Raw genomic sequence first — 23475 nt, forward strand, 5'->3', positions numbered from 1 at the left:
GACCATGAACGGACGCGTCACGCACCGGATGCTCAGCCAGACCTCGCTCGACTACCTGCAGCTGGGCCTCGGACGGCTCGCCAAGGTGCAGGAACAGCTCTCGACCGGCCGGGTCCTCAACCGGCCCTCGGACGACCCGACCAGTGTCACCGCCGCCATGCGCGTGCGCGCCTCCATGGCGGAGCAGGAGCAGTACTCCCGCAACGCCCAGGACGGCGTCGGCTGGCTCGGCCAGGTGGACACGACGCTCAGCAACGCCACCGACGCCGTACGGCGAGCTCGTGACCTTGCTCTGCAGGGCGCCAACACCGCGGCGGTCGGACAGACCGCGCGGGAAGCCCTCGCGATCGAGGTGGAGGACATCCGCGCCGGTCTCGTCGCCACGGCCAACTCGACCTACCTGGGCCGGCCGGTGTTCGGCGGCATCACCGCCGGCAGTCGAGCCTACGACGACACGGGGACCTACATCGGTGTCCCCGGTGACGTCACTCGTCGGGTGGCCGACGGCGTGACCGTCCAGGTCGACGTCGACGGGCGGGACGTCTTCGGGGACGGCGCGGCCTCGGTGTTCGCCGAGCTCGACGACCTGGCGACAGCGCTTCGTGCCGGTGACGGTGTCACGATCCGGTCCTCGATCAACGACCTCGCCGCCCGGCTCGACACCGTGGTGTCGGCGCGCACCGCCGCAGGCACGCGCTACGCCCGGATCGAGACCGCCGACGCGACTTCGGTCTCCATGCGCCAGTCGCTGGCCGCCACGCTCAGCACCCTCGAGAACACCGATCTCGCCCAGGCGGCGGTCGACCTCCAGCTGCAGGAGGTGGCCTATCAGGCGGCCCTCGCAGCGACCTCGCGCGTCCTGCAGCCCAGCCTGATCGACTTCCTGCGATGATCGCGCTCATGGATGCACAGGACGCCGGCGGCGCGGCAGCGGACGGCGTCGACCTCCCGGTCATCGAGCTGGTGCGGGCGATGCCGGGCTTCCCCGACGACCTGCGGTTCGCGCTGGTGCGCCTCGACGACGCCGGTGTCCTGCACTCCTTCCGGTCGCTCAGCCGCGACGACCTCCAGTTCGTGGTCGTGCCGCCGGCGCCGTTCTACCCGGACTACGCGCCCGAGGTCGACGACAACGTGGTCGAGGAGCTCGGCATCGCGTCGGGCGATGACGTGCTGGTCCTGCTGGTGGTGCGCGCGGGGCAGTCGCTCGCCGACACCACGGTCAACCTCCGGGCGCCGCTCCTGGTCAACCTGGTCACCCGCCGCGCGAGTCAGGTCATCCTCGAGGACCCCGATCTCCCGCTGGCAGCACCTCTGGTGGCGTAGCCTCGCCTCGTGCTGGTCCTCTCACGCCGTATCGGCGAAAGCGTCGTCGTCGGCGACGACATCACGATCACGGTCCTGGACGTGCGCGGCGACGTGGTCCGCGTCGGCATCGACGCGCCGCGCTCGGTCAGCGTCCACCGGGCTGAGCTCCTCGCCGAGCTCGCCGACTCCAACGCCGACTCGGCATCCCCGCCCGCCAAGGTGGTCGCCTCGCTCAGCGAGGCCCTCCGCAAGCGCGGCTGAACCCCCCGCGTCCCGGGACGGCCCGGGACCGCTGACGACTCTGAGCACCTCTCTTGCTCAAGCCCCATCCGGCGCTGCCGATAGGGCCCAGCGAAGGGAGGGCACATGGACGACGAAGCCGAGATCATCGCCGAGTTCCTCGTGGAGTCCCACGAGAACCTCGACCAGCTCGACCGGGACCTCGTGGAGCTGGAGCAGCAGCCGGACTCACGTGAGGTGCTGTCGGGGATCTTCCGCACCATCCACACCATCAAAGGCACGTCGGGATTCCTTGCCCTGGGCCGACTCGAGCGCCTGACGCACGTCGGCGAGACGCTGCTCTCGCGGCTCCGCGACGGCGAGAAGCAGATGACGCCGGAGATCACGAGTTCGCTGCTGCGGATGGTCGACACCGTCCGCGCGCTGCTCGACGTGGTCGAGCGCACCAGCAGCGACGCCGACCCCAGCGTGGACGTCGACCCGGTCGTCGCCGAGATCGAGGCCTTGCTCGTCGCCGATGCGGCACCGGTCGTCGTACCGGACGTCGTGCCGGACGTCGTTGCCGAGGAGGCCGTCGCGGTCGAGTCGACCGAGGAGCCCGTCGTCGAGCCCGTCCTCGAAGAGATCGAGGAGCCGGCGGCCGAGGAGTCGGCCGAGGAGCCGGTGGCCGAGGAGTCGGCCGAGGAGCCGGTGGCCGGGGCCGCCCCGAACGAGTGGGACGGCATCGAACGGCGCACCGTCGTCGACGCGTCGGTGCGGGTCGACGTCGACCTGCTCGACAACCTCGTCCAGCTGGTCGGCGAGCTCGTGCTGACCCGCAACCAGATCCTGCAGCGCTCCGACAGCCACGAGGACGTGGAGCTGGTGCGTGCCAGCCAGCGCCTTGACCTGGTCGCGAGCGAGCTGCAGGAGTCGGTCATGCGGACCCGGATGCAGCCCATCGGCCAGGTCTGGTCGAAGATGCCGCGCGTCGTCCGCGACCTTGCCCACCAGCTCGGTCGTGAGGTCGAGCTCTCGATGGAGGGTCACGACACCGAGCTCGACCGCAGCCTCCTCGAGGCGGTCAAGGACCCGCTGACCCACCTGGTCCGCAACGCGATGGACCACGGCATCGAGCGTCCGGACGACCGCGAGCTGGCGGGGAAGCCGCGCAAGGGCAGCGTGCTGCTCCGCGCCTTCCACGAGTCGGGTCAGGTCGTCGTGGAGATCACCGACGACGGCGCCGGCATGGACCCCGGCAAGATCGCGGAGGTCGCGCTCAAACGGGGCGTGATCACCCGCGACCAGCTGTCCCGCATGGACACCCGTGAGATCTACGGGCTCATCTTCCGTCCGGGGTTCTCCACGGCTCCGGAGGTCACCAACGTCTCCGGGCGCGGCGTCGGGATGGACGTGGTCCGTACCAACATCGAGCGGATCGGCGGCACCGTCGACGTCCAGTCCGAGCCGGGCCGCGGAACCACCTGCCGGGTCCGGATCCCGCTGACGCTGGCGATCATCCCAGCGCTGGTCGTGGCCGAAGGCGGGGAGCGCTACGCGATCCCGCAGGCCAACCTGGTGGAGCTCGTGCGGATCGAGGGCGACGAGCTCGGTCGCGACGTGGAGCACCTCGCCGGCGCGCCGGTGCTGAGGCTCCGCGGCGACCTGCTGCCGCTCGTCCATCTGTCCGAGGCCCTCGGGGGCGTCGTCGAACAGACCGGCGCCGTGACGGTGGTCGTGCTGCAGAGCGACGACACCCGCTTCGGGTTGTGCGTCTCCGAGGTGCACGACACCCAGGAGATCGTCGTGAAGCCGATCGGCCGGCAGCTCAAGAACCTGGGCATGTATGCCGGAGCCACGATCATGGGCGACGGCCGGGTCGCGCTGATCCTCGACGTGGCCGGACTCGCCAAGTCCCAGGGCGTCGGTGCGATCGACCTCGGTCGCAACGACCACCGTGCCGATGCGTCCAGTGACGCCATCGCGCTGCTCGTCCTCGAGGTCGGCGGCGGCCGGCGCGCAGCACTCCCGCTGGCCGAGGTGGCCCGCCTGGAGGAGATCCCCGCCGCACGTATCGAACGCAGCGGCAACGTCGAGGTCGTGCAGTACCGAGGCGGACTGCTTCCCCTGGTCCGGCTCGCACCGCGGATCGACCTCACCGACAGCTCTCTGGACGCGGAGGAGATCGCCGTGGTGGTGCACGAGATGGGCGACCGCTCGGTCGGCATCGTCATCGACCGGGTCCTCGACGTCGTCGAGACCGAGGTGGTCAGGTCGACGGTCGGCGCCCGGTCCGGCGTACTGGGCTCTGCCGTCGTGCAGGGCTTCGTGACCGACCTGGTCGACCTCGAGGCGGTGGTGGCGTCATGACCGGGACCGCGACCGCGACCACTGCCGGCCAGTACTGCACGTTCTGGGTCGACGACCTCTTCTTCGGCATCGCCGTCGACCACGTCCAGGAGGTCCTCCGGCACCAGCCGATGACCTGGGTGCCCCGCGCTCACGAGGCGGTCTCGGGGCTCATCAACCTGCGCGGCCAGATCGTCACGGCGGTCGACCTGCGGGTCCGGCTCGGCCTCCCCAACCGGGAGGACGACCGACTGCCGATGAACGTGATCGTCCGCAGCCGCGGCGAGATCGTCAGCATCCTGGTCGACGACATCGGCGACGTCATCGACGTCGCCGACCTGGAGCTCCAGTCCGTCCCGTCGACCATGCCCAACGTCGTCCGTGACGTCGTCCAGGGCGTCCGCACCCTGCCTCACGCCATCCTGCTCGTCCTCGACGCCGACCGGGCGCTGGACGTGACCCCTGAAACAACCGGAGGGAACCCATGACCGAGCTCGACACCATCCCGCCTGCGGTGAACGGACGCACGTCGTCCCGATCCACGGCCAAGAAGGCCGCATCAGACCAGGACGTGATGTTCCGATCGATGATGGAGAACAGCCCGACGAACATGATGTTCGCCGACCGTGACTTCACCATCACCTACATGAACCCGGCCTCGCTCGAGACGCTGCGCGGGCTCGAGGAGTTCCTCCCGGTCAAGGCCGACGACGTCGTCGGTTCCAGCCTCGATGTCTTCCACAAGGACCCGGGCTACCAGCGCGGCATCCTCGCGGACGAGAACGAACTGCCTCGCCGCGCCAACATCAAGGTCGGCCCCGCGACCCTCGATCTGCTGGTCTCGGCCATTCGCGACGCGGACGGCAACTACATCGGTGCGATGGCGACGTGGGAGGTCGTCACCGAGAAGCTCCGTCTCGAGCGGGAGAACGACGAGTCGGCCGCGGACACCAAGGCCGTCAACCTGATCCTCTCGGCGCTCGCCAACGAGTCGGGCGTCGACGGGGCCGTCCAGGTGGCGCTCGACACGGTGCGACGCGAGTTCGGTTGGGCCTACGGCTCCTACTGGGCCGTCGACAAGTCCGATCACAAGCTGAAGTTCGTCCGGGAGTCCGGCGACGCCGGCCCGGAGTTCCGCAAGGTGACGCTGGAGGCGTCCTTCGCCGAGGGCGTGGGCCTCTCGGGCCGCACGTGGGCGCAGAAGGACCTGTTCTTCACCGCCGACATCGGCGAGATGACCGACTGCGTGCGGGCGCCCGTCGCCCAGAAGGTCGGCGTGAAGTCCGGTGTGTGCTTCCCGATCATGCTCAAGGGCGAGGTCATCGGCACGATGGACTTCTTCGCCACCGAGACCCTCGAGCCCTCGCCCCAGCGCCTCGACGCGCTGCGCAACGTCGGCCGGCTGGTCTCCTCGGCGCTGGAGCGGATCAAGAAGGACACCGACGAGCGCGAGTCCGCAGCGGACACTGCTGCGGTCAACCAGGTCCTCTCCGCGCTGTCGGGCGAGTCCTCGGTGTCGGGTGCGGTCCAGGTGGCCCTGGACACGGTACGACGCGAGTTCGGCTGGGCTTACGGCTCCTACTGGGCCGTCGACGACGCCGACCGCAAGCTCCGTTTCGTGCGGGAGTCCGGCGACGCCGGTCCGGAGTTCCGGAAGGTGACGCTGGAGGCGTCCTTCGCCGAGGGGGTCGGCCTGTCGGGCCGGACGTGGGCGCAGAAGGACCTGTTCTTCACCGCCGACATCGGTGAGATGACCGACTGCGTGCGGGCGCCCGTGGCCCAGCAGGTCGGCGTGAAGTCGGGGGTGTGCTTCCCGATCACGCTGAAGGGCGAGGTCGTGGGCACGATGGACTTCTTCGCCACCGAGACCCTCGACCCGTCGCCGCAGCGCCTCGACGCGCTGCGCAACGTCGGCCGGCTGGTCTCCTCGGCGCTGGAACGGATCCAGAAGGACACCGAGGAGCGGGAGGCCGCCGCGACCCTTCAGGTCAAGGTCGAGCAGATCCTGAGCGTCGTCTCGGCGGCCGCCGAGGGCGACCTCACCCGCGAGATCGACATCGAGGGCACCGACTCCATCGGCCAGGTGGCCACGGGCCTTCGTTCGCTGCTCAACACCATGCGCTCGAGCATGGGTGACATCAGCCGGACGGCGGAGGCGCTCGCGACCTCGGCCGGCCAGTTGACGAGCCTGTCGCAGGGGATGGGGGAGGGCGCCACGCTCACCTCGGACCGTGCCGGCTCGGCGTCCACCGCCTCGGTCCAGGTGTCGGCATCCATCCAGACCGTCGCCACGGCGGCCGAGGAGATGACGGCCAGCATCCGCGAGATCGCCAAGAACGCGACCGAGGCGGCGGCGGTCGCCACCGACGCGGTCAACGTCGCCGGCGGTGCGGAGGCCACGGTGGCCTCGCTGGGCGAGTCGTCGGCCGAGATCGGTCAGGTGATCAAGGTGATCACCTCGATCGCGCAGCAGACCAACCTGCTCGCCCTCAACGCGACGATCGAGGCTGCTCGCGCCGGTGACGCCGGCAAGGGCTTCGCGGTCGTGGCCAACGAGGTCAAGGAGCTCGCGAAGGAGACCGCCAAGGCGACCGAGGACATCGGCCAGAAGATCGAGGCGATCCAGAACGACACGCAGGGTGCGGTCTCGGCCATCAGCCGGATCGCCGAGGTCATCGCCCGGATCAACGACATCCAGACGACGATCGCCTCCGCTGTCGAGGAGCAGACGGCCACGACCAACGAGATCGCCCGGTCGGTGACGGAGGCGGCGGCGGGAGCCAACGGCATCGCCGAGGACGTCACCCAGGTCGCATCGGCTGCCGCCGAGACCCGCCAGGGTGCGCAGGAGACCCTCGAGTCGGCCACGCAGCTGACCGACATCTCCTCGCAGCTCAAGGACCTGGTCGGTCGCTTCGAGGTCTGACCCGACCCCACCACGAAGGCCCCGGGATCAACGATCCCGGGGCCTTCGTGTTGTACGCCGTCGGCCGCCCTGTGGGGAGGACGGCCGCCGACGACGTCTGTGGTGGGTCAGCAGCAGCGCGGCGACTCAGCCGACGCCGCGACGGGTGCCGTTGGCGGCGTTGAGGGTCATTGGGCTCTCGCCGCGCAACCGCTGGGCGAGCAGGGCCGCCTGCGTGCGGTGCGCGACCCCGAGCCGGCTGAGCAGCGCGGTGACGTGGTTCTTCACGGTCTTCTCGGCCAGGAAGAGCCGCTCGGCGATCTCCCGGTTGGTGAGGCCGTCGGCGATGAGGAACAAGATCTTGCTCTGCTGCGGGGTCAGGTCAGAGATGACCTGCAGCGAGCGCTTGTGGAACTCGACCTGCTCCAGGACGCGTGCCGCGACCGAGCGGTCGATGAGCGAGTGTCCGCTCGCGACGAGGCGGATGCCGCTGACCAGCGAGTCGCCCTCGATCTGCTTGAGCACGTAGCCGGCCGCTCCGGCCAGGATCGCGGACGAGATCGCGTCGTCGTCCTGGTAGCTCGTCAGGATCATGGCCTTGATCGCCGGGTCGACCGCGCGCATCTCCCGGCACACGTCCAAGCCGTTGCCGTCGGCCAGGTGTGCGTCGAGCACGGCCACGTCGGGCCTCAGGGCGAGGATCTCCTCGAGGGCCTGGCTCGCGCTTCCGGACTCCCCGACGATCTCGATGTCGGGCTCGGCCTCGAGCAGGCTGGCGAGCCCTCGACGCACGATGAAGTGGTCATCGAGGAGGTAGACGCGGATCGGCGTTTTGTCTGGCACGAGGCAACCATGACGGCCTGGGACGGTCTCTGAGGCCCGATCGGTTCCGATTTGCCCGTGCATCCCGATCTTCTGCTCGCTCGTCCCTGACGGGGTCACCCGATCTGACTAGGGACGGGCTCCGTAAGGACAACACGGAGCGCGTTTTCGCATTACGAAGGCGGGTCAGCGAGCGACGTCGTCCTCGAGGGCCTGGAGGACCCGACGGCTCTGGCGGAGCTCACCGAGGAGCTTCATGAGGTCGTGCACCGTCAGCTCGTCCTCGCCGTGGAGGGGATCGGGTGCGAGCCAGTCCTCCGCCTCCTCGGGCGCGAGGCGGGAGCCGATCTCGATCCGGTAGGTGGTGTCGTCGAGGGAGAAGTCGATGTCAGCGACCATGGCTGCGTAGAAGAGGCCGGAGGTCGGGTCGTTCACCACGACCGGCTCGCCCGGCTCGAGGCCGCGTGACAGCCCGGCGGCGGTGTGGCTCACCCCGACGGAGCGGCTGCGCAGGGTGAACCCGCTCAGCTCAAGCTCGATCTGTTCCACGGTGGCCTCCCTCGATCCCCTCGGTCGAAACGATCAACGAGACGGGCTCCGCGCCTGTTATGGGACTGAAGTCCCGGTTTCTGGTCGAATCGGTCCCGGGAGATGTGTACTCCGGCACAACGCCGCGCACGCTTCCTTGTGCGGCGGCACGGCGCCGGGACCCCTGAGCGACGCTACGGTTCGTCGGAGAGACACCGGAATGCCCGAGAGGACCGATTGCCGTGCCGTTCAAGAGCCCCTTCGCTGACGTCGACATCCCCGACGTGAGCCTTTACGACTTCCTCTTCGCCGGTCTCGCCGACGACGAGCTCGGCCGCCCGGCGGTCTACGACTCGCTGAGCGGGACCGAGACGACCTACGGCGACCTGCGCGCCCGCATCGACGCGTTCGCCGGTGCTCTGGCGGCGCGCGGGGTCCAGCCGGGCGACGTGGTCGCGCTGCACTGCCCCAACACGACCGCCTTCGTGATCGCCTTCCACGGCATCCTGCGCGCGGGGGCGACCGCCACGACGATCAACTCGCTCTACACGGCCCCCGAGATCGCCAACCAGCTCCGCGACTCCGGCGCGATCCGCTACGTCACCGTCTCCCCACTCCTTCCCGGCGCGCTCGCCGGCTGTGCGGAGGTCGGGATCGAGGCCGACAAGGTCACCGTGCTCGACGGCGCCGAGGGACACGAGTCGCTGATGGACCTGCTGTCCGAGGGGCACGCCGCACCGGACGTCACCATCGACCCGGCGACCCACCTCGCGGTGCTGCCCTACTCCTCGGGCACCACCGGCAAGGCCAAGGGCGTCATGCTCACCCACCGCAACCTGGTGGCCAACGTGCTGCAGTCGATGTCGGCGATCGCGGAGCAGCCCGACGACGTCGTACTGGCCGTGCTGCCGTTCTTCCACATCTACGGCATGAACGTGATCATGAGCGTCACCCTGCGCGTGCGGGCCAAGCTCGTCACGATGCCGCGGTTCGACCTCGACGAGTTCCTGCGCCTCATCCACGAGCAGCGGATCAGCTTCCTCTACATCGCGCCGCCGATGGCCGTCGCGCTCGCGAAGCACCCCGCGGTCGACGCGATCGACACCTCGAGCGTCCGCGCGGTCCTGAGCGGCGCCGCCCCGCTCGACGAGGCTCTCGGCGAGGCCGTGAAGGCGCGTCTCGGCTGCGGCATGCTCCAGGGCTACGGCATGACCGAGCTCAGCCCGGTGTCGCACGCGCTGCCCCTCGACCGGGGCGATCTCTCGATCGGGTCGGTCGGCCTCGCCGTCGCCAACGTCGAGTTCAAGGTCATGGACACCGGCACCGGCGAGGAGATCGTGGCCGTCCCCGGTGGCCGCACCGCACCTGGCGAGCTGTGGATCAAGGGCCCAGGCGTGATGGTCGGCTACCTCGGCAACGAGGAGGCGACCAACGAGACCATCGACGCCGACGGCTACCTGCACACCGGTGACATCGTCGAGGTCGGTCCCGAGGGCGAGGTCTACGTCGTCGACCGGCTCAAGGAGCTCATCAAGTACAAGGGCTACCAGGTGCCCCCGGCCGAGCTCGAGGCCGTCCTGCTGACCCACCCGGCGATCGCCGACGCCGCGGTCGTGCCGCACCCCGACGAGGACGCTGGCGAGGTCCCGCACGCGTTCGTCGTGCTGCAACCCGGCGCGAGCCTCACCGCCGAGGAGGTCATGGCGTTCACCGCGGAGAAGGTCGCTCCCCACAAGAAGGTGCGCGTCGTCGACTTCATCCCGGTCATCCCGAAGTCGGCCTCCGGCAAGATCCTGCGCAAGGACCTGAAGGGCAAGACGGCCGCCGACTTCGCCTAGCGGTCACCCGCCCTTCACCACAGCGGCGGCGGTTCGTAAGGGTCGGTGGCTTGGCTCCGGCCATGACTGCCACCCGCCCTGAGAACCGTCCGCTGCTGTCCCTCACCCCGGTGTCGCCGGAGGGCTACCGCCACGGCTCGCGATCCCTGCTGACCTGCCTCTACAAGTGTGGGAACGCCTGCGACCACCCCGAGCCGAACCAGACGGCGACCGGCCACGTGCAGGACGAGATCTCGAAGGCGATCGCTCGCCGGTCCGTGCTTCGCGGCGCCGCGGCCGGCACCGGCGCGCTGATGCTCGGCGGGGTCGCTGCTGCCTCCGCGGCGTCGCCGGCCGCAGCAGCGCCGGGCACGCTCGCGGCCGCAGCGGTCAAGGGTGGTCCGCTCGCGCGCACGAAGTTTCGGTCGGTCGCACCCAACCGTCGCGACGCGGTGGTGCTCCCGGACGGCTTCGACCACAACGTGGTGATCAGCTGGGGCGACCCTGTCGTCGAGGGCGCGCCGGCCTGGTCGCCTTACGACCTCACGCTCGACGCGGTGAAGAAGACCTTCGGCTACAACAACGACTACGTCAGCGTCGTCCCGCTCAGCGGCGACGCGGCGCTGATGACGGTCAATCACGAGTACGACGACCAGACCCTCATGTATCCCACCGGCGCCTACACCGAGGAGCAGATGGCGTGGTTCGGCATCTACTCCCACGGCCTGTCGGTCGTGCAGATCAAGCGGGGTCTCGTGCCCGGCTCGTGGTACCGCGAGAAGAACCTCGCGAAGGCCACCAAGAACCGTCGGATCAACGCTGACACGACCTTCCGGGCCACCGGCCCGGCCGCCGGGCACCCGCTGCTGCAGACGGCCGCCGATCCCTCGGGCACGGCGATCAAGGGCACCCTCAACAACTGCTCGGGCGGCACGACCCCGTGGGGGACCGTGCTGTCGGGCGAGGAGAACTTCAACCAGTACTTCAACACCGAGGGCACGGTGCCGACGGGTGTCACGCTCGACGACGGCTCGACGCTGACCAACGCCTACACCCGCTACGGCATCGCGAAGTCGGGCAGCGACCCGCGCAAGTGGCACAAGTACGACGACCGGTTCGACCTCGAGGCCGAGGCCCACGAGGTCCACCGCTTCGGCTGGATCGTCGAGATCGACCCGATGAAGCCCGAGCAGGCGCCGCGCAAGCACACGATGCTCGGCCGCTTCAAGCACGAGGGTGCGTGTGCGGTCATCTCCGGCGACAAACGTGCTGTCGTCTACATGGGCGACGACGAGCGAGGGGACTACCTCTACAAGTTCGTGTCGGCCGACAAGTACGACGAGCGTGCGAGCGCCGCCGCCCGCCGTCACAACAAGACCCTGCTCACGAAGGGCACGCTGTTCGTCGCCAAGGTGACGGGCAACGACGTGGGCACGCCGACGGCGCCCTACGACGGCACCGGTGAGTGGCTGCCGCTGACCAGCGACACCCAGTCCTTCGTGCCCGGCATGACCGTCGCGGAGGTGCTGGTCTTCACCCGCCAGGCGGCGGACCTGGTCGGCCCCACCAAGATGGACCGCCCCGAGGACGTCGAGGTCAACAAGGTCAACGGCAAGGTCTACGCCGCGCTGACCAACAACTCCAACCGTGGCTCGACCTTCCCTGCCGACGAGGCCAACCCCGTGACGAGCTGCGGCACGCGGACCAGCCCCGGCGCTCCGCTCGTCACCCAGTCGGGCAACCGCAACGGCTACGTCCTCGAGATCACGCCGGGCAGCGACAACCACGCCAGGCGGACCTTCACCTGGGACCTCTTCTTGGTGTGCGGCGACCCGGACTCACCCGAGACCTACTTCGCGGGCTACGACAAGTCGAAGGTCAGCCGCATCAGCTGTCCGGACAACGTCACCTTCGACGCGGCGGGCAACCTCTGGATCGCTACTGACGGTGCCCCGACTCCGCTGGGTCAGAACGACGGCCTCTTCCGCGTGCCCACCGCCGGCGCCGAGCGCGGCCACGTGCAGTGCTTCCTCACGGTGCCCAAGGGTGCGGAGACCTGCGGTCCCTTGATGTACGACGGCGACAAGTCGCTCTTCTTCGCCCCCCAGCACCCCGGCGAGATCAGCGGCGCGGTCTTCGAGTCACCTCTCAGCACCTGGCCCAACACCCACGACTTCCCGCGCCCCTCGGTCTGCGTGGCCTACCAGGCCCGCTGACGGGCGCGGTCCTCAGCCCACGAGCGAGGTCGACATCAGGAACCGGGCGACCTGGATCTTGATCGCGACCCGCTCGGGGTTGGGTTGGGGGACGCGGTAGCGGACGGCGTACTGCTGCACGGCTCGCTCTACGGACTCCGCGTCGGTGAGCACCACGGCGTGGCCTTCGAGCGTGGACCAGCGCCGACCGTCGACCTGGCAGGCGGCGACGGGGAGGCCAGCCGTAGCGGCTGCGATCCGGCGCGCCTTGCTGGATGCGCGGTTGGTGATGACCCAGGCGCACTGCTCCTCGTGGTCGAGCGCGACGCCGACCGGCACGGAGTGCGGCCGCCCGTCCGGGCGCACGCTCGTGAGCGTGCAGAGGTGTCGTTCGGTCCAGAAGTCGAGCAGGGGAGCGGGGAACTCGTCCCAGCCGGGTGTCCACGAGGCCATGCCCCGAATCCTCTCGGATGTGCCAAGCCGGGTGGAGTACCCTGACTCCGTGCGGAAGAACCTGCTTCTTACCTAGCCGCGTCGTCGTAGCAGACGTCCCGACGCGGCCGCCCCTCCCTGTGCGAGGGGCTTCTTCATGTCTGGAGCAGGTCAGCGAACCCCACGAGCACCCGAGAGAGAACCATGAGCGAGCAGCAGCCCGAGTCCTCGTCCTACGACGTCCACGCGGTCGAGGAGAAGTGGCAGCCCGTCTGGGACCAGATCGACCCCTTCCGCGCCGACGACGCCGCCGTCGTCGCTGGCGAGCGGGAGAAGCGCTACGCGCTGACGATGTTCCCCTACCCGAGCGGCGACCTGCACATGGGTCATGCAGAGGTGTTCGCCCTGCACGACGTGCTGTCGCGCTACTGGAAGTTCCGCGGCTACGAGGTCCTCAACCCGATGGGCTGGGACTCCTTCGGCCTGCCCGCGGAAAATGCCGCGATCCGCAACGACGAGCACCCCGCGACCTACACCTACGCCAACATCGAGACGCAGTACGAGTCGATGAAGCGCTACGCCGTGAGCTTCGACTGGTCGCGCCGGCTGCACACGTCCGACCCCGAGTACTACCACTGGACCCAGTGGCTGTTCCTGAAGCTGCGTGAGCAGGGTCTGGCCTACCGCAAGAACAGCCCCGTCAACTGGTGTCCGCAGGACCAGACCGTGCTGGCCAACGAGCAGGTGCTGGCCGACGGTACCTGTGAGCGTTGTGGTGCGGAGGTGACCAAGAAGGAGCTGACGCAGTGGTACTTCAAGACCACGCACTACGCGCAGGAGCTCTACGACTGCCTGGATGACCTGCAGGACAGCTGGATCGGCAAGGTCGTCAACGCCCAGCGCAACTGGATCGGTCGCTCCGAGGGCGCCCACGTCGTCTTCGAGATCGAGGGCCACGGCCCGGTGACGGTCTTCACGACGCGCCCCGACACCCTGTTCGGCGCGACGTTCTTCGTCGTGGCGGCCGACGCCAAGCTGGCGGCGGAGATCTGCACCGACGAGCAGCGCGGCGCGTTCGAGGCCTACGTCGACGACGTGCGCAAGGCCTCCGACATCGACCGGATGTCGACCGAGCGGCCGAAGACCGGCGTCTTCCTGGGCCGCTATGCCGTCAATCCCGTCAACGGCGAGCGGATCCCCGTGTGGGCGGCTGACTACGTGCTGGCCGACTACGGCACCGGCGCGATCATGGCCGTGCCCGGCGGCGACCAGCGCGACTACGACTTCGCGAAGGCCTTCGACCTGCCGATCATCCACACGGTCCAGCCTCCTGCGGACTTCGAGGGCGAGGCCTACTCCGGCTCCGGTCCCGCGATCAACTCGGCCAACGACGAGATCTCGCTCAACGGCATGGACGTGGCCGAGGCCAAGTCCACGATCATCGCCTGGCTGGAGAGCAAGGGCCTGGGCAACGGCACGGTCAACTTCCGGCTGCGCGACTGGCTGCTGTCGCGGCAGCGCTACTGGGGTGCGCCGATCCCGATCATCCACTGTCCCGCGTGCGGCGAGGTCGCCGTACCTGAGGACCAGCTGCCGGTCGAGCTGCCGGAGCTGCGCGGTGCCGACCTGAAGCCCAAGGGCACCTCGCCGCTGGGCGCCGCGACGGAGTGGGTCAACGTCGACTGCCCGGCCTGCGGTGGTCCCGCGACGCGCGACACCGACACGATGGACACGTTCGTCGACTCGTCCTGGTACTTCTTCCGCTACCTGTCGCCGAACGACGACACGCAGGCATTCGACCCGGCGCTGGCCGAGGCATGGGGTCCGGTCGACTTCTACCTGGGTGGCGACGAGCACGCGGTGCTGCACCTGCTCTACGCGCGCTTCTTCACCAAGGCGATGCGCGACATGGGACTGATCACCTGGGACGAGCCGTTCACGGCCTACCTGTCGCAGGGCAAGGTCATCAACAACGGCCGCAAGATGAGCAAGTCGCTGGGCAACGGGATCAACCTGGGTGCGCAGCTGGACGAGTTCGGTGTCGACGCGGTCCGGCTGACCCTGGTCTTCGCGAGCCCGCCCGAGGACAACATCGACTGGGCCGACGTGTCCCCGGCGGGATCACTGCGCTTCCTGCAGCGGGCCTGGCGGCTGTCGGGCGACGTCACCTCGGAGCCGGGCGTCGACGCCGTGACCGGTGACCTGACGTTGCGCAAGCTGACCCACAAGACCGTGCACGACGCCGCACAGCTGCTGGAGTCCTACCGCTTCAACGTGGTGGTCGCCCGGATCATGGAGCTGGTCAACGCGACCCGCAAGGCCATCGACTCCGGTTGCGGTCCTGCTGACCCCGCCGTCCGCGAGGCGACGGAGACCGTCGCCCTGCTGCTGTCGATGGTCGCGCCCTACACCGCCGAGGAGATGTGGGAGCGGCTGGGACACCAGCCGTGCGTGGCTCAGGCCCCGTGGCCCACGGTCGACCCTGCGCTGCTGGTCGAGGACACCGTCACGGCGATCGTGCAGATCCAGGGCAAGGTGCGCGGTCGGCTGGAGGTCGCCCCGGACATCTCGGAGGCCGACCTGGAGGCTGCGGCCCTGGCAGACGCCGACGTGGTCCGCGCGATCGACGGTCGCGAGGTGCGCCGCGTGATCGTGAAGGCGCCCAAGCTCGTCAATATCGTCGTCTGAGTATGCGGACGGTGTTGCCCGCTGGTCGCCGTGCCCTAGCCTCGGTCGCATGACGGTCGCGCTCGTCACCGACTCCGCCGCAGGACTGCCCGCGGAGGTCGTCGACGACCGGGGCATCACGGTCGTGCCGCTCCAGATCATCATCGACGACGAGTCCTACGACGAGGGCGCCGAAGAGGCCTCCCCGGCCTGTGTGGCTGCCGCGCTGCGCGAGAAGCGCTCCGTGAGCACGTCACGTCCGGCGCCAGCGGTGTTCGCCGACCTCTACCGGCGGCTGGCCGAGGAGGGCGCGACCGAGATCCTGTCGGTTCACCTCACCAGCGAGATGAGCGGGACGTTCGAGTCGGCCCAGGTGGCGGCCAGGCACGCCCCGGTGCCGGTCACGTGCGTCGACACGCGACAGGTGGGCGTCGGGGCCGGCTATGCGGTCGAGTCGGCTGCCGCCGTACTCGCCAAGGGCGGCACGCGCGCTGAGGCGGCCGACGCTGCGCGCGAGCGCGCCGCGCGGGTCACGTCGGTCTTCTACGTCGACACGCTGGAGTATCTCCGTCGCGGTGGTCGGATCGGCGGAGCGGCCGCGGTGTTCGGTGGCGCACTCGCGGTCAAGCCGTTGCTGGGGATCGAGAACGGCGTCATCACCACCCTCGAGAAGGTGCGGACGGCCGGTCGGGCGATCAGCCGCCTCGAGGAGCGGGCCGTCATGGCCGCCGGTGACGACCAGGTCGAGGTGACCGTTGCGCACCTCGCGAGCGCCGATCGCGCCGAGGCGCTGGCGGCGAGCCTTGCCGACCGCCTCGAGAAGCAGCTCGACGGGCGCGAGGTGCGCTGCGCCGAGCTCGGCGCGGTGCTCGGTGCGCACGTCGGTCCCGGGATGCTCGCGATCTGCGTCGCACCGTTGCTCCCGGGCATCTGACGGACCACTTTCCGTCCCCAGCCGACGGCGACGCCGGGACTGTCCACAGGACGGCTGCTCGCTGACGTCTGTCGGCGGATGCCGCTCCTAGCCTCCGGGCATGCGGAGCACTCGTGGGACCGATCCAGATCCTGCCGCGCGCCGACTCGCGCTGCTGGCGGCTGACCTCGGGGCGCCGGAGCCACCTGAGGGCAGGGCGACGCCTGCGCCGTTGCCGAGGCCGGGGCGGCACGCCTCGCGGCGGCGCCGGTGGAGCGCGGAACTGCCGGGCCTGCCCGGGCTGGGCGCCTCTCAGCTGACCGTGGTGGCACTGGTCGTCGCTGTCGGAGTCGCGCTGACCGCCTGGTGGGTGGTGCGTGATCAGGCCGAACCGATAACTGCTCCCGTTGCCGCTGGAGCGACGTCGTCCCCGCTCGTGGACGTCTCCGCGCCGGCCAGCGCAGCTGCGACGGAGGGAACCGGTGAGGTGACCGTCGACGTCACCGGCAAAGTACGCCGGCCAGGCATCGTGGTGCTCGCGGCGGGTGCGCGGGTGGTCGACGCCCTCGAGGCTGCCGGAGGGGAGCGCGGCGGGGTGGATCTCAGCACCCTCAACCTCGCGCGCGTGCTCGTCGATGGCGAGCAGATCGTGGTGGGCGCAGCGCAGGCTCCGGCGGTCGTGCCGCCGGGCGGCGTGCCACCACCAGGGGCGCCGCCGAGCCTGGTCAACCTCAACACGGCGACGGCGGTCGAGCTCGAGACGCTCCCCGACGTCGGCCCGGTGACGGCCCAGTCGATCGTGACCTGGCGCGACACCAACGGAGGCTTCACCAGCATCGACGAACTGCTCGAGGTGGACGGCATCGGGGAGGTGACTCTCGACAAGCTCACGCCCTACATCACCGTCTGACCGGCTCAGGCGGTGCTGCGCTCCAGGAGGGCACGGTGCAGGACCGCGATCAGGTCGCCGCGCGTGACGATGCCGACCATCCGGCCCGTGTCGTCGACCACCGGGACGACCTTGAAACCGGTCTGGGTCATGACCGGCACCAGGTCGCCGACGGGGGTGTCCTCGCGGATCGTGGTGACGTCGCGCACCATGATCGACTCGACCGGCTCGAGCTCGACCAGGTCGCGGGTGAAGAGATCGATGATCGAGACGACGCCGACCACGTGTTGTCCTTGGTCGAGCACGGGGAGCGTCTTCACCTGTCGGTCGACGATCAGCTTGCGCGCGCGGTAGATCGACTCGAACGGCTGCACGCTGGCGACGTCGGTGCTCATGATGCGCGCGACCGGCACGCTGCCGAGCCGCCGGTCGAGGGCATGGGCCTCGGCGTCCTGCACCAGGGCGACGACGTCGGCGGGATCGACGTCGAGACGCTGCGACAACCTCGCCATGGCCGACGCGATGTCGGCCGCCCCGATACCGAGCTCGGCGTCGGCCTTGGTGGTCGGCGCTGCCGGCGCGGCCCGGTGGGGATAGCGACGTCCGGTCAGGTTGTTGACCGCGATCGCGACGAGCAGCAGCGCGACGGTGTTGACGGCGACCGGGAGGGCGGCGAAGGCGAGGCCTTGGTCGTCGATGACCGGTGTCGCCGTGGCGGCCAGCAGCGCGCAGGCTCCGCCGGGTGGGTGCAGGCAGCGCAGCAGCATCATCACGCCGATGGCCGAGCCGACGCCGACGGCCGCCGCCGCGAGCACGTCATCGATCAACCAGTGGGCGGCGAGGCCGACCATCGTCGAGATGATGTTGCCGCCGATGACGGGCCAGGGTTGGGCGAGCGGGCTGGCCGGCACGGCGAAGAGCAGTACGGCGGCCGCTCCCATCGGTGCGACGAGGAAGGGCAGCGCCTCGGCCCCTCCAGGCACGACCTTGGCGGTCGCGCCGGCGACGGCGATCCCGATCAACGCGCCGAGGGCGCCGCGGGCGAGCTCGGCGGGGGAGTAGCGCGTCACCCCAGGACCCTAAGCCGAGCGGGCCGATGTCCGTCCACAGACGCCACCCGGACGGAGTGTCGTCCACAGGCCCCACCAACGACCACGCGATCCGTGGGCGTTCGTTCCTACGTTGCCGCGCATGGATGCCCCCGACATCGCAGCCGACGACCGTCGGCCGCGGCACGACTACCGGATGGCGGCGGTGGGAGCTGCCGGATGGCTCGGCGGTCTCGCGGGTGCTCGGTCGGGCGCGGGAGCGCTGGTGGCCGTCGGCCTGGTGGGCGTCCTGCTCGCGGTCAGCATCCGCCTGCTGGGCGATCGGGCCGTCCGGCTCGGCGCCGCGTGCCTGGTGGTGGCGGCCGGAGTCGCGTCGGCGACGCTCCTTCGCGGGGAGGCCGTTGACAGCAGCGTCGTGGCCGACCTGGCGCAGCGGCGTGCGGTGGCCGACGTGACGGGCACCGTGGTGTCCGACCCAGCGGTGATCGAGGGTCCCTGGGGGCGCCAGGTCGTGGTCAGGCTGCGGGTCGACGCCGTGGTCGCCCGGGGCACGACCTACGCGCTGGGCGCTCTCCTCGTCGTCATCGGTGATCCGGCATGGGAGCGTGCCGATCTCGGTTCGCGCGTGCGGACGACCGGGAGGTTGGCGCCGGCGGACGACGCAGAGGTGGCCGCGATGGTGACCGGCGCACGACCGCCCGTCCGCATCCGCGGCCCCGACCTGTGGTGGCGCGGGGCGGCCGCGGTGCGGTCGTCCATCCGGCAGTCGGTCGCCGGCCGACCGGCAGCACAGCGTGCGCTGGTGCCTGCGCTCGTCGACGGCGATGACGCCGAGGTGCCCGCCGACCTCGAGCAGGACTTCCGTGACACTGGGCTCACCCACCTCACCGCGGTGTCGGGCACCAACCTCACTCTGGTCGTGGGCTTCTTGCTGCTCCTCGCGCGGGCAGTGGGGGTGCGACGCCGGTGGCTGACGGTCATCGGCTTGCTCGGCATCGTCGGCTTCGTGCTTCTGGCCAGGACCGAGCCGAGCGTGCTGCGCGCGGCCGCGATGGGCACGGTCGGGCTCTTCGCCCTCGGCAACGACGGTCGCCGACGTGGATTGCGGGCGCTGGGGGTCGCGGTCACCCTCCTGCTCCTGGTCTCGCCGTCCCTGGCGACGTCGGCTGGTTTCGCCCTTTCGGTCCTGGCGACGGCGGGCATCGTCCTGATCGGACCGCCGGTGCAGGCCGCGCTCGCGCGCTGGCTCCCGATGCCGCTGGCCGCGGCCATCGCGGTGCCCTTCGCCGCCCAGCTCGCGTGCACCCCGGTGATCGCGGCGATCTCCGGTGAGGTCAGCCTGGTCGCGGTCCTCGCCAACCTGCTGGTCGAGCCGGTCGTGGGACCGGCGACCGTCCTCGGCCTCGGGGGCGGCCTCGTGGGGCTGGTCGCCGAGCCTCTGGGACGCATTCTCGGCACCCTGGCTGGGCTCTGCGTCGGCTGGATCGTCTGGGTCGCCCAGCGCGGCGCGACGCTGCCGGGCGCGACCCTCTCCTGGGGTGTCACCCCACTCGCCCTCGCGCTCATCGTCGTGCTCTGCCTCGCGACCGCCGCCGCGGCTCCCGTGCTGCTCCGGCACCGCCGGGTCGGAGCCCTCCTGCTCATCGGGTCGGTCCTCGTCGTCCTCGGGGTCCCCGCCCGGATCGCCGCAGGGCCCGCGCGCTGGTTCGGGGGATGGCCTCCTCCGGGCTGGGTGCTCGTCGCTTGCGACGTCGGCCAAGGGGATGCGCTCGCGCTCTCGGTGGGCGCTCACGCGGCGATCGTGGTCGACGCCGGTCCTGACCCCGACCTTGTTGACCGCTGCCTCGACCGACTCGGGGTGACCGAGGTGCCGCTGGTGGTGCTCACGCACTTCCATGCCGATCACGTCGACGGGCTGCCCGGTGTGTTCCGGGGACGCTCGGTCGGGGCGATCGAGGCGACCCCGATGCTCGATCCCGATGTCGGTGTGGCCGCCGTGCGCGACGTCGCGCGCAGCGCCTCGCTCGAGCTCACCGCGGCCACCCCAGGAGTGACCCGGACCTACGGCAGCGTCACCCTCCAGGTCCTCTGGCCGGACCTGCCCGAGCCGGTGGTCGGGCCAGGCGACGGCAGCCTGGCCAACGACAACAGCGAGGTCCTCCTCGTCGAGTCGCACGGCCTGCGGCTGCTCCTCACCGGCGACGTCGAACCGCCCGGCCAGGCGCGACTGGCTGCTGCCCTCCCCGGCCTGGTGATCGACGTGCTCAAGGTCCCGCACCACGGCAGCAGGCATCAGGACCTCGACTGGCTCCGCTCGCTGCAGGCCACGGCAGCGGTGGTGTCCGTCGGGGCCGACAACGACTACGGCCACCCCGACGTCGACCTCCTCAGCGCCCTGACGGCTGACGGCACCGTCGTCGCCCGCACCGACACCGACGGCGACATCGCCGTGCTGGCGGGGGAGGCCGGACCCCATGTCGTCACCGACCACTAGGCTCCGACCCATGCGGGCGGAGGAGGTGCTGGGTCGAGTCATCCTGGTGACCGGCAAGGAGGAATACCTCAGCGCTCGCACCGTCGACGAGGTCCGTCAGACCGTCCGCGCCCACGATCCGGAGGCCGAGATCTCCGAGGCCGGGGCCGCGGAGCTGACCCTGGCCACCCTGGGTGAGCTGTCGGCCCCGTCGCTCTTCTCCGCTGTGCGCTGCGTCGTCGTACGCAATCTGGAGAACCTGCCCGACGAGTCGGTCGACGGCCTCCTCGCCTATGCCGCCGAGCCGGCCGAGGAGGTCGCGCTCGTCCTGGTCCACGGCGGCGGGCCCAAGGGGTCCGGGGTGCTCACCAAGCTGCGCAAGCTCGGCCCGGTCACCGAGGTGAAGTCGCCGGAGATCAAGGCCTGGGAGATGGGTGGTTTCGCGACCAGCGAGGCCAAGCGTCGCGGCGCCAACCTCGACAAGCGCGCGGCCGAGGTGCTCGTCGTGGCCGTCGGCCACGACCTGCGATCGCTCGCCGCGGCCGTCGACCAGCTGGTCAGCGACTTCCCGGGGGAGCGGATCGATGAGGAGAAGGTGGGCCGCTACTTCGGCGGCCGCGCCGAGGTGAAGAACTACGAGATCGCCGACGCCATGCTCGCCGGCAACCGCGCGCTCGCGCTGCAGGAGCTGCGCTGGGCGATCGAGAGCGGCACGTCCGAGGTCTACATCCTCTCCGCGGTGACCGGGCAGCTGCGTTCGCTCGCCAATCACGTCGCCGGCAACCGCGACGGCGGCATGCCCGGTTGGAAGCTGAAGAACCTCAACAACCAGGCCCGTGGCTGGACGCCCCAGGGTCTGGCCCGGGCGATCCGCGCGGTGGCGACGGCCGACGCCGACCTCAAGGGTCAGTCGAGCGACGCGTCCTACACGCTCGAGCGGCTCGTCCTGACGATCGCCTCCTACCGCGAGGCTCACTGACAGACGCACGAAGGCGCCCACCCTCAGGGTGAGCGCCTTCGTCGAAGTGCGGTGCTCCGGACCGGAGCCAGGGGCCTCAGAGAGAGGCGGCCTTCTTCATGATCGCGGACTTGCGGTTCGCGGCCTGGTTCTTGTGGATGACGCCCTTGGAGGCGGCCTTGTCGAGCTTCTTGGTGGCCTCTTGGCCGAGCGCGATGGCCTGGTCCTTGTCGCCGGCCTCGGCGGCCTCGCGGAACTTGCGGACGGCGGTCTTGAGGCCGGTCTTGACGGCCTTGTTGCGCTCGTGACGCTTCTCGTTCTGCTTGTTCCGCTTGATCTGGCTCTTGATGTTCGCCACTGCTACGCCTTTGGTGTCTTGATCCGTCGGATCGATGAAAACTGGTCTGGTCCGGAGCGCGTCGTATGAATCTTGGGGGCAGGCGAAGACCTGCGGTTGACGCGACAGGCAAGGTTAACAGCGGTGCCGGACCACCCCCAAATCGTGCTGGTGTGGCAGATTCCCCCCGTGGCACCCCCCGTGAAGTCTCCCCTCCCGGCGATGTTGGTCGCTGTCGGCTCGATGGGTTTCTGGACCTTGGTCATCATCGCTGCGGTCGAGGAGAGCGACGCCCTGATCGGCGTCGCGCTCGGCCTGGGCGCGGCGATCGCCGTCTTCGCGATCACCGTGGCCGTCAAACGCAGCCGGGCCCGCAGCCGGGAGCGTGCGCGGATCCTCGATCAGGGCACGCTCGCCAAGGCGCGGATCCTCAGCGCCAAGAACAACGGGGCGATGAACAACGACCCCTACGTCGACTTCCTCCTCGAGGTGCAGCCCGAGGGTGGTGACCCCTACGAGGTGAGCTACCGCACGCTGGTGTCGCAGATGGCGATCCCGCGGGTGCAGCCCGAGTCGGTGGTCGACGTCTACGTCGACCCGACCGACCGCTTCGCCGTCGTGATCGACCCGAAGTTCACGAGCTGAGCCGACGCTCCCAGCCGCGCCGCTCGGCGAGCCAGTTGTCGAGCACGTCGCGCTGCCAGGCCTGCGCTTCTCGGATGTACGGCGACGTCGGCGGCACCGGCAGGGCGGCGGACTCGTAGAAGTAGCCGAGGATGAGCGCGATCACCACGTCGATGTCCTCGGGGTCGACCGAGGAGAGCAGCGGGTGGGCGGCGAGATGTGCCTCGACGTCGAGCCCGTCGCCGCGGGGGCCGATGAGCAGGAAGAGCGAGTCGAGCCACGCAGCGCCCACGACCGGCCAGTTCCAGTCACACATCACGACCGTGCCGTCCGGGCGCACCAGCAGGTTGTCGTCGCGGATGTCGGTGTGCGCCACGGTGTCCCCGTCGACGACCTCGGCGAAGCGCGCGGCGAGGGCCCGGCAGTCGGCCGCGCGGGGGTGGTCGACGTCGTCCCACATGCTCGGCCAGTCGGCGAACGCGTCGACCGCGCGTTCGATGCCGGCCGGGGCGGGCGTCAGCAGCGCGGCGACCTCCACCGCCATCCGTGACGCAGCGGCGAGCTCGTCAGGGAGCCAGGGACGCAGGGGAGCGCGCCCGTCGACGTACTCGAAGCCGAGGGCGACCCAGTCGTCGGCGTCGTGGAGCCACTGCAACTGCGGTGCGGGCACGCCGGGCGGCAGCAGACCGAGCTTGCGCGCCTCCTCGCGGTAGGCGTCGGCGAACATCTTCTGGGCCTTGGTGGAGGCGGCTTTGACGAAGTGGCGGCTCCCGTCGGCGCAGACCAGGACCGACGCGAACCCGGGCGTGAACCCGGACGCACGCGACTGCGCCTCCACGACGGACGAGCCGATCCGGTGCTCGATCTCCTTGCGGAGGTGCGGCGGGAGGAAGGTCCACTCGAGCCGGCGCGCGGTCCTACCGTGCGGGATCCGGGTCGGCAGAGGGGAAGACGTCACGCGGGTCATCTTCTCGCGTGCCGGTCCAGAGCCGT

At 70.1% G+C, this 23475-nt stretch carries 20 protein-coding genes; 14 read left to right on the forward strand and 6 right to left on the reverse strand.

What is annotated here, in order from left to right:
- The first annotated feature begins 4 nt into the window (after positions 1-4).
- From flgL to F0U44_RS15650, 6 genes are all read left to right on the forward strand, one after another.
- On the forward strand, positions 5-892 hold the full coding sequence (flgL, locus tag F0U44_RS15625) for a flagellar hook-associated protein FlgL (RefSeq protein ID WP_149729291.1): 888 nt from the start codon (positions 5-7) through the stop codon (positions 890-892).
- Positions 893-900: 8 nt separating this feature from the next.
- On the forward strand, positions 901-1323 hold the full coding sequence (gene fliW / locus F0U44_RS15630; RefSeq protein ID WP_149729292.1) for a flagellar assembly protein FliW: 423 nt from the start codon (positions 901-903) through the stop codon (positions 1321-1323).
- 9 nt (positions 1324-1332) lie between these two features.
- A complete protein-coding gene (gene csrA, locus F0U44_RS15635) occupies positions 1333-1566 on the forward strand; it encodes a carbon storage regulator CsrA (RefSeq protein ID WP_149729293.1) in 234 nt (77 codons plus the stop codon).
- 105 nt (positions 1567-1671) lie between these two features.
- Positions 1672-3894, forward strand: a complete 2223-nt coding sequence (locus F0U44_RS15640; RefSeq protein WP_149729294.1) for a chemotaxis protein CheA — start codon at positions 1672-1674, stop codon at positions 3892-3894.
- The gene (locus F0U44_RS15645) at positions 3891-4361 is read left to right on the forward strand and encodes a chemotaxis protein CheW (protein ID WP_149729295.1); all 471 of its coding nucleotides are present in this window, start codon (positions 3891-3893) and stop codon (positions 4359-4361) included. The genes F0U44_RS15640 and F0U44_RS15645 overlap by 4 nt, the downstream gene beginning before the upstream one ends.
- Positions 4358-6799, forward strand: coding sequence for a GAF domain-containing protein (locus F0U44_RS15650; RefSeq protein WP_149729296.1), 2442 nt, complete (start codon positions 4358-4360; stop codon positions 6797-6799). Before F0U44_RS15645 ends, F0U44_RS15650 begins: the two co-directional genes overlap by 4 nt.
- Before the next feature lie 126 nt (positions 6800-6925).
- On the opposite strand, the gene F0U44_RS15655 is transcribed toward F0U44_RS15650, so the two are convergent.
- Entirely contained in the window at positions 6926-7621 is a 696-nt protein-coding gene (locus F0U44_RS15655; protein ID WP_246160528.1) for a response regulator, read from the reverse strand.
- 165 nt (positions 7622-7786) lie between these two features.
- Positions 7787-8149, reverse strand: coding sequence for a hypothetical protein (locus F0U44_RS15660; RefSeq protein WP_149729297.1), 363 nt, complete (start codon positions 8147-8149; stop codon positions 7787-7789).
- A gap of 221 nt (positions 8150-8370) precedes the next feature.
- Here F0U44_RS15660 and F0U44_RS15665 point away from each other — a divergent pair, with 221 nt between their 5' ends.
- Entirely contained in the window at positions 8371-9966 is a 1596-nt protein-coding gene (locus tag F0U44_RS15665) for an AMP-binding protein (protein ID WP_149729298.1), read from the forward strand.
- A gap of 62 nt (positions 9967-10028) precedes the next feature.
- Entirely contained in the window at positions 10029-12161 is a 2133-nt protein-coding gene (locus F0U44_RS15670) for a PhoX family protein (RefSeq protein WP_149729299.1), read from the forward strand.
- A gap of 12 nt (positions 12162-12173) precedes the next feature.
- Here the strand turns inward: F0U44_RS15670 and F0U44_RS15675 are convergent, their stop codons facing one another.
- Positions 12174-12593 carry a pyridoxamine 5'-phosphate oxidase family protein gene (locus F0U44_RS15675; RefSeq protein ID WP_149729300.1) on the reverse strand — a complete coding sequence of 140 codons (420 nt, stop codon included), beginning with the start codon at positions 12591-12593 and terminating at the stop codon, positions 12174-12176.
- A 183-nt stretch (positions 12594-12776) separates the two neighbouring features.
- Here F0U44_RS15675 and leuS point away from each other — a divergent pair, with 183 nt between their 5' ends.
- The 3 genes from leuS (at position 12777) to F0U44_RS15690 (ending at position 17062) form a co-directional block, all read left to right on the forward strand.
- Positions 12777-15260, forward strand: coding sequence for a leucine--tRNA ligase (leuS, locus tag F0U44_RS15680; RefSeq protein ID WP_149729301.1), 2484 nt, complete (start codon positions 12777-12779; stop codon positions 15258-15260).
- A gap of 49 nt (positions 15261-15309) precedes the next feature.
- Positions 15310-16173 (forward strand): DegV family protein, encoded by an 864-nt coding sequence (locus tag F0U44_RS15685; protein ID WP_149729302.1) that lies wholly within the window; start codon positions 15310-15312, stop codon positions 16171-16173.
- Between the two features lie 100 nt (positions 16174-16273).
- Positions 16274-17062, forward strand: coding sequence for a ComEA family DNA-binding protein (locus F0U44_RS15690; protein WP_149729303.1), 789 nt, complete (start codon positions 16274-16276; stop codon positions 17060-17062).
- A 5-nt stretch (positions 17063-17067) separates the two neighbouring features.
- Here F0U44_RS15690 and F0U44_RS15695 read toward each other — a convergent pair whose 3' ends face one another.
- Entirely contained in the window at positions 17068-18111 is a 1044-nt protein-coding gene (locus tag F0U44_RS15695; protein ID WP_149729304.1) for an HPP family protein, read from the reverse strand.
- Between the two features lie 121 nt (positions 18112-18232).
- Between F0U44_RS15695 and F0U44_RS15700 the strand changes: the two genes are divergently transcribed.
- A complete protein-coding gene (locus F0U44_RS15700; protein WP_246160531.1) occupies positions 18233-20584 on the forward strand; it encodes a ComEC/Rec2 family competence protein in 2352 nt (783 codons plus the stop codon).
- A gap of 10 nt (positions 20585-20594) precedes the next feature.
- The gene (holA, locus tag F0U44_RS15705) at positions 20595-21542 is read left to right on the forward strand and encodes a DNA polymerase III subunit delta (protein ID WP_246160532.1); all 948 of its coding nucleotides are present in this window, start codon (positions 20595-20597) and stop codon (positions 21540-21542) included.
- 76 nt (positions 21543-21618) lie between these two features.
- On the opposite strand, the gene rpsT is transcribed toward holA, so the two are convergent.
- The gene (gene rpsT / locus F0U44_RS15710) at positions 21619-21879 is read right to left on the reverse strand and encodes a 30S ribosomal protein S20 (protein ID WP_149729306.1); all 261 of its coding nucleotides are present in this window, start codon (positions 21877-21879) and stop codon (positions 21619-21621) included.
- Positions 21880-22047: 168 nt separating this feature from the next.
- Between rpsT and F0U44_RS15715 the strand changes: the two genes are divergently transcribed.
- Positions 22048-22503, forward strand: a complete 456-nt coding sequence (locus tag F0U44_RS15715; RefSeq protein ID WP_149729307.1) for a hypothetical protein — start codon at positions 22048-22050, stop codon at positions 22501-22503.
- Here F0U44_RS15715 and F0U44_RS15720 read toward each other — a convergent pair.
- Positions 22493-23440, reverse strand: a complete 948-nt coding sequence (locus F0U44_RS15720; RefSeq protein WP_149729308.1) for a phosphotransferase family protein — start codon at positions 23438-23440, stop codon at positions 22493-22495. The two genes, F0U44_RS15715 and F0U44_RS15720, sit on opposite strands and share 11 nt — an antisense overlap.
- Positions 23441-23475 lie beyond the last annotated feature (35 nt).

The organism is Nocardioides humilatus (genome assembly GCF_008373755.1).
Taxonomy (GTDB): domain Bacteria; phylum Actinomycetota; class Actinomycetes; order Propionibacteriales; family Nocardioidaceae; genus Nocardioides; species Nocardioides humilatus.

Bases quoted from the DNA above. Each gene is read 5' to 3' on its own strand.
- flgL (WP_149729291.1), top strand. From the start codon at position 5: ATGAACGGACGCGTCACGCACCGGATGCTCAGCCAGACCTCGCTCGAC.
- fliW (WP_149729292.1), top strand. From the start codon at position 901: ATGGATGCACAGGACGCCGGCGGCGCGGCAGCGGACGGCGTCGACCTC.
- F0U44_RS15640 (WP_149729294.1), top strand. From the start codon at position 1,672: ATGGACGACGAAGCCGAGATCATCGCCGAGTTCCTCGTGGAGTCCCAC.
- F0U44_RS15645 (WP_149729295.1), top strand. From the start codon at position 3,891: ATGACCGGGACCGCGACCGCGACCACTGCCGGCCAGTACTGCACGTTC.
- F0U44_RS15650 (WP_149729296.1), top strand. From the start codon at position 4,358: ATGACCGAGCTCGACACCATCCCGCCTGCGGTGAACGGACGCACGTCG.
- F0U44_RS15670 (WP_149729299.1), top strand. From the start codon at position 10,029: ATGACTGCCACCCGCCCTGAGAACCGTCCGCTGCTGTCCCTCACCCCG.
- F0U44_RS15675 (WP_149729300.1), bottom strand. From the start codon at position 12,593: ATGGCCTCGTGGACACCCGGCTGGGACGAGTTCCCCGCTCCCCTGCTC.
- leuS (WP_149729301.1), top strand. From the start codon at position 12,777: ATGAGCGAGCAGCAGCCCGAGTCCTCGTCCTACGACGTCCACGCGGTC.
- F0U44_RS15685 (WP_149729302.1), top strand. From the start codon at position 15,310: ATGACGGTCGCGCTCGTCACCGACTCCGCCGCAGGACTGCCCGCGGAG.
- F0U44_RS15690 (WP_149729303.1), top strand. From the start codon at position 16,274: ATGCGGAGCACTCGTGGGACCGATCCAGATCCTGCCGCGCGCCGACTC.
- F0U44_RS15700 (WP_246160531.1), top strand. From the start codon at position 18,233: ATGGATGCCCCCGACATCGCAGCCGACGACCGTCGGCCGCGGCACGAC.
- holA (WP_246160532.1), top strand. From the start codon at position 20,595: ATGCGGGCGGAGGAGGTGCTGGGTCGAGTCATCCTGGTGACCGGCAAG.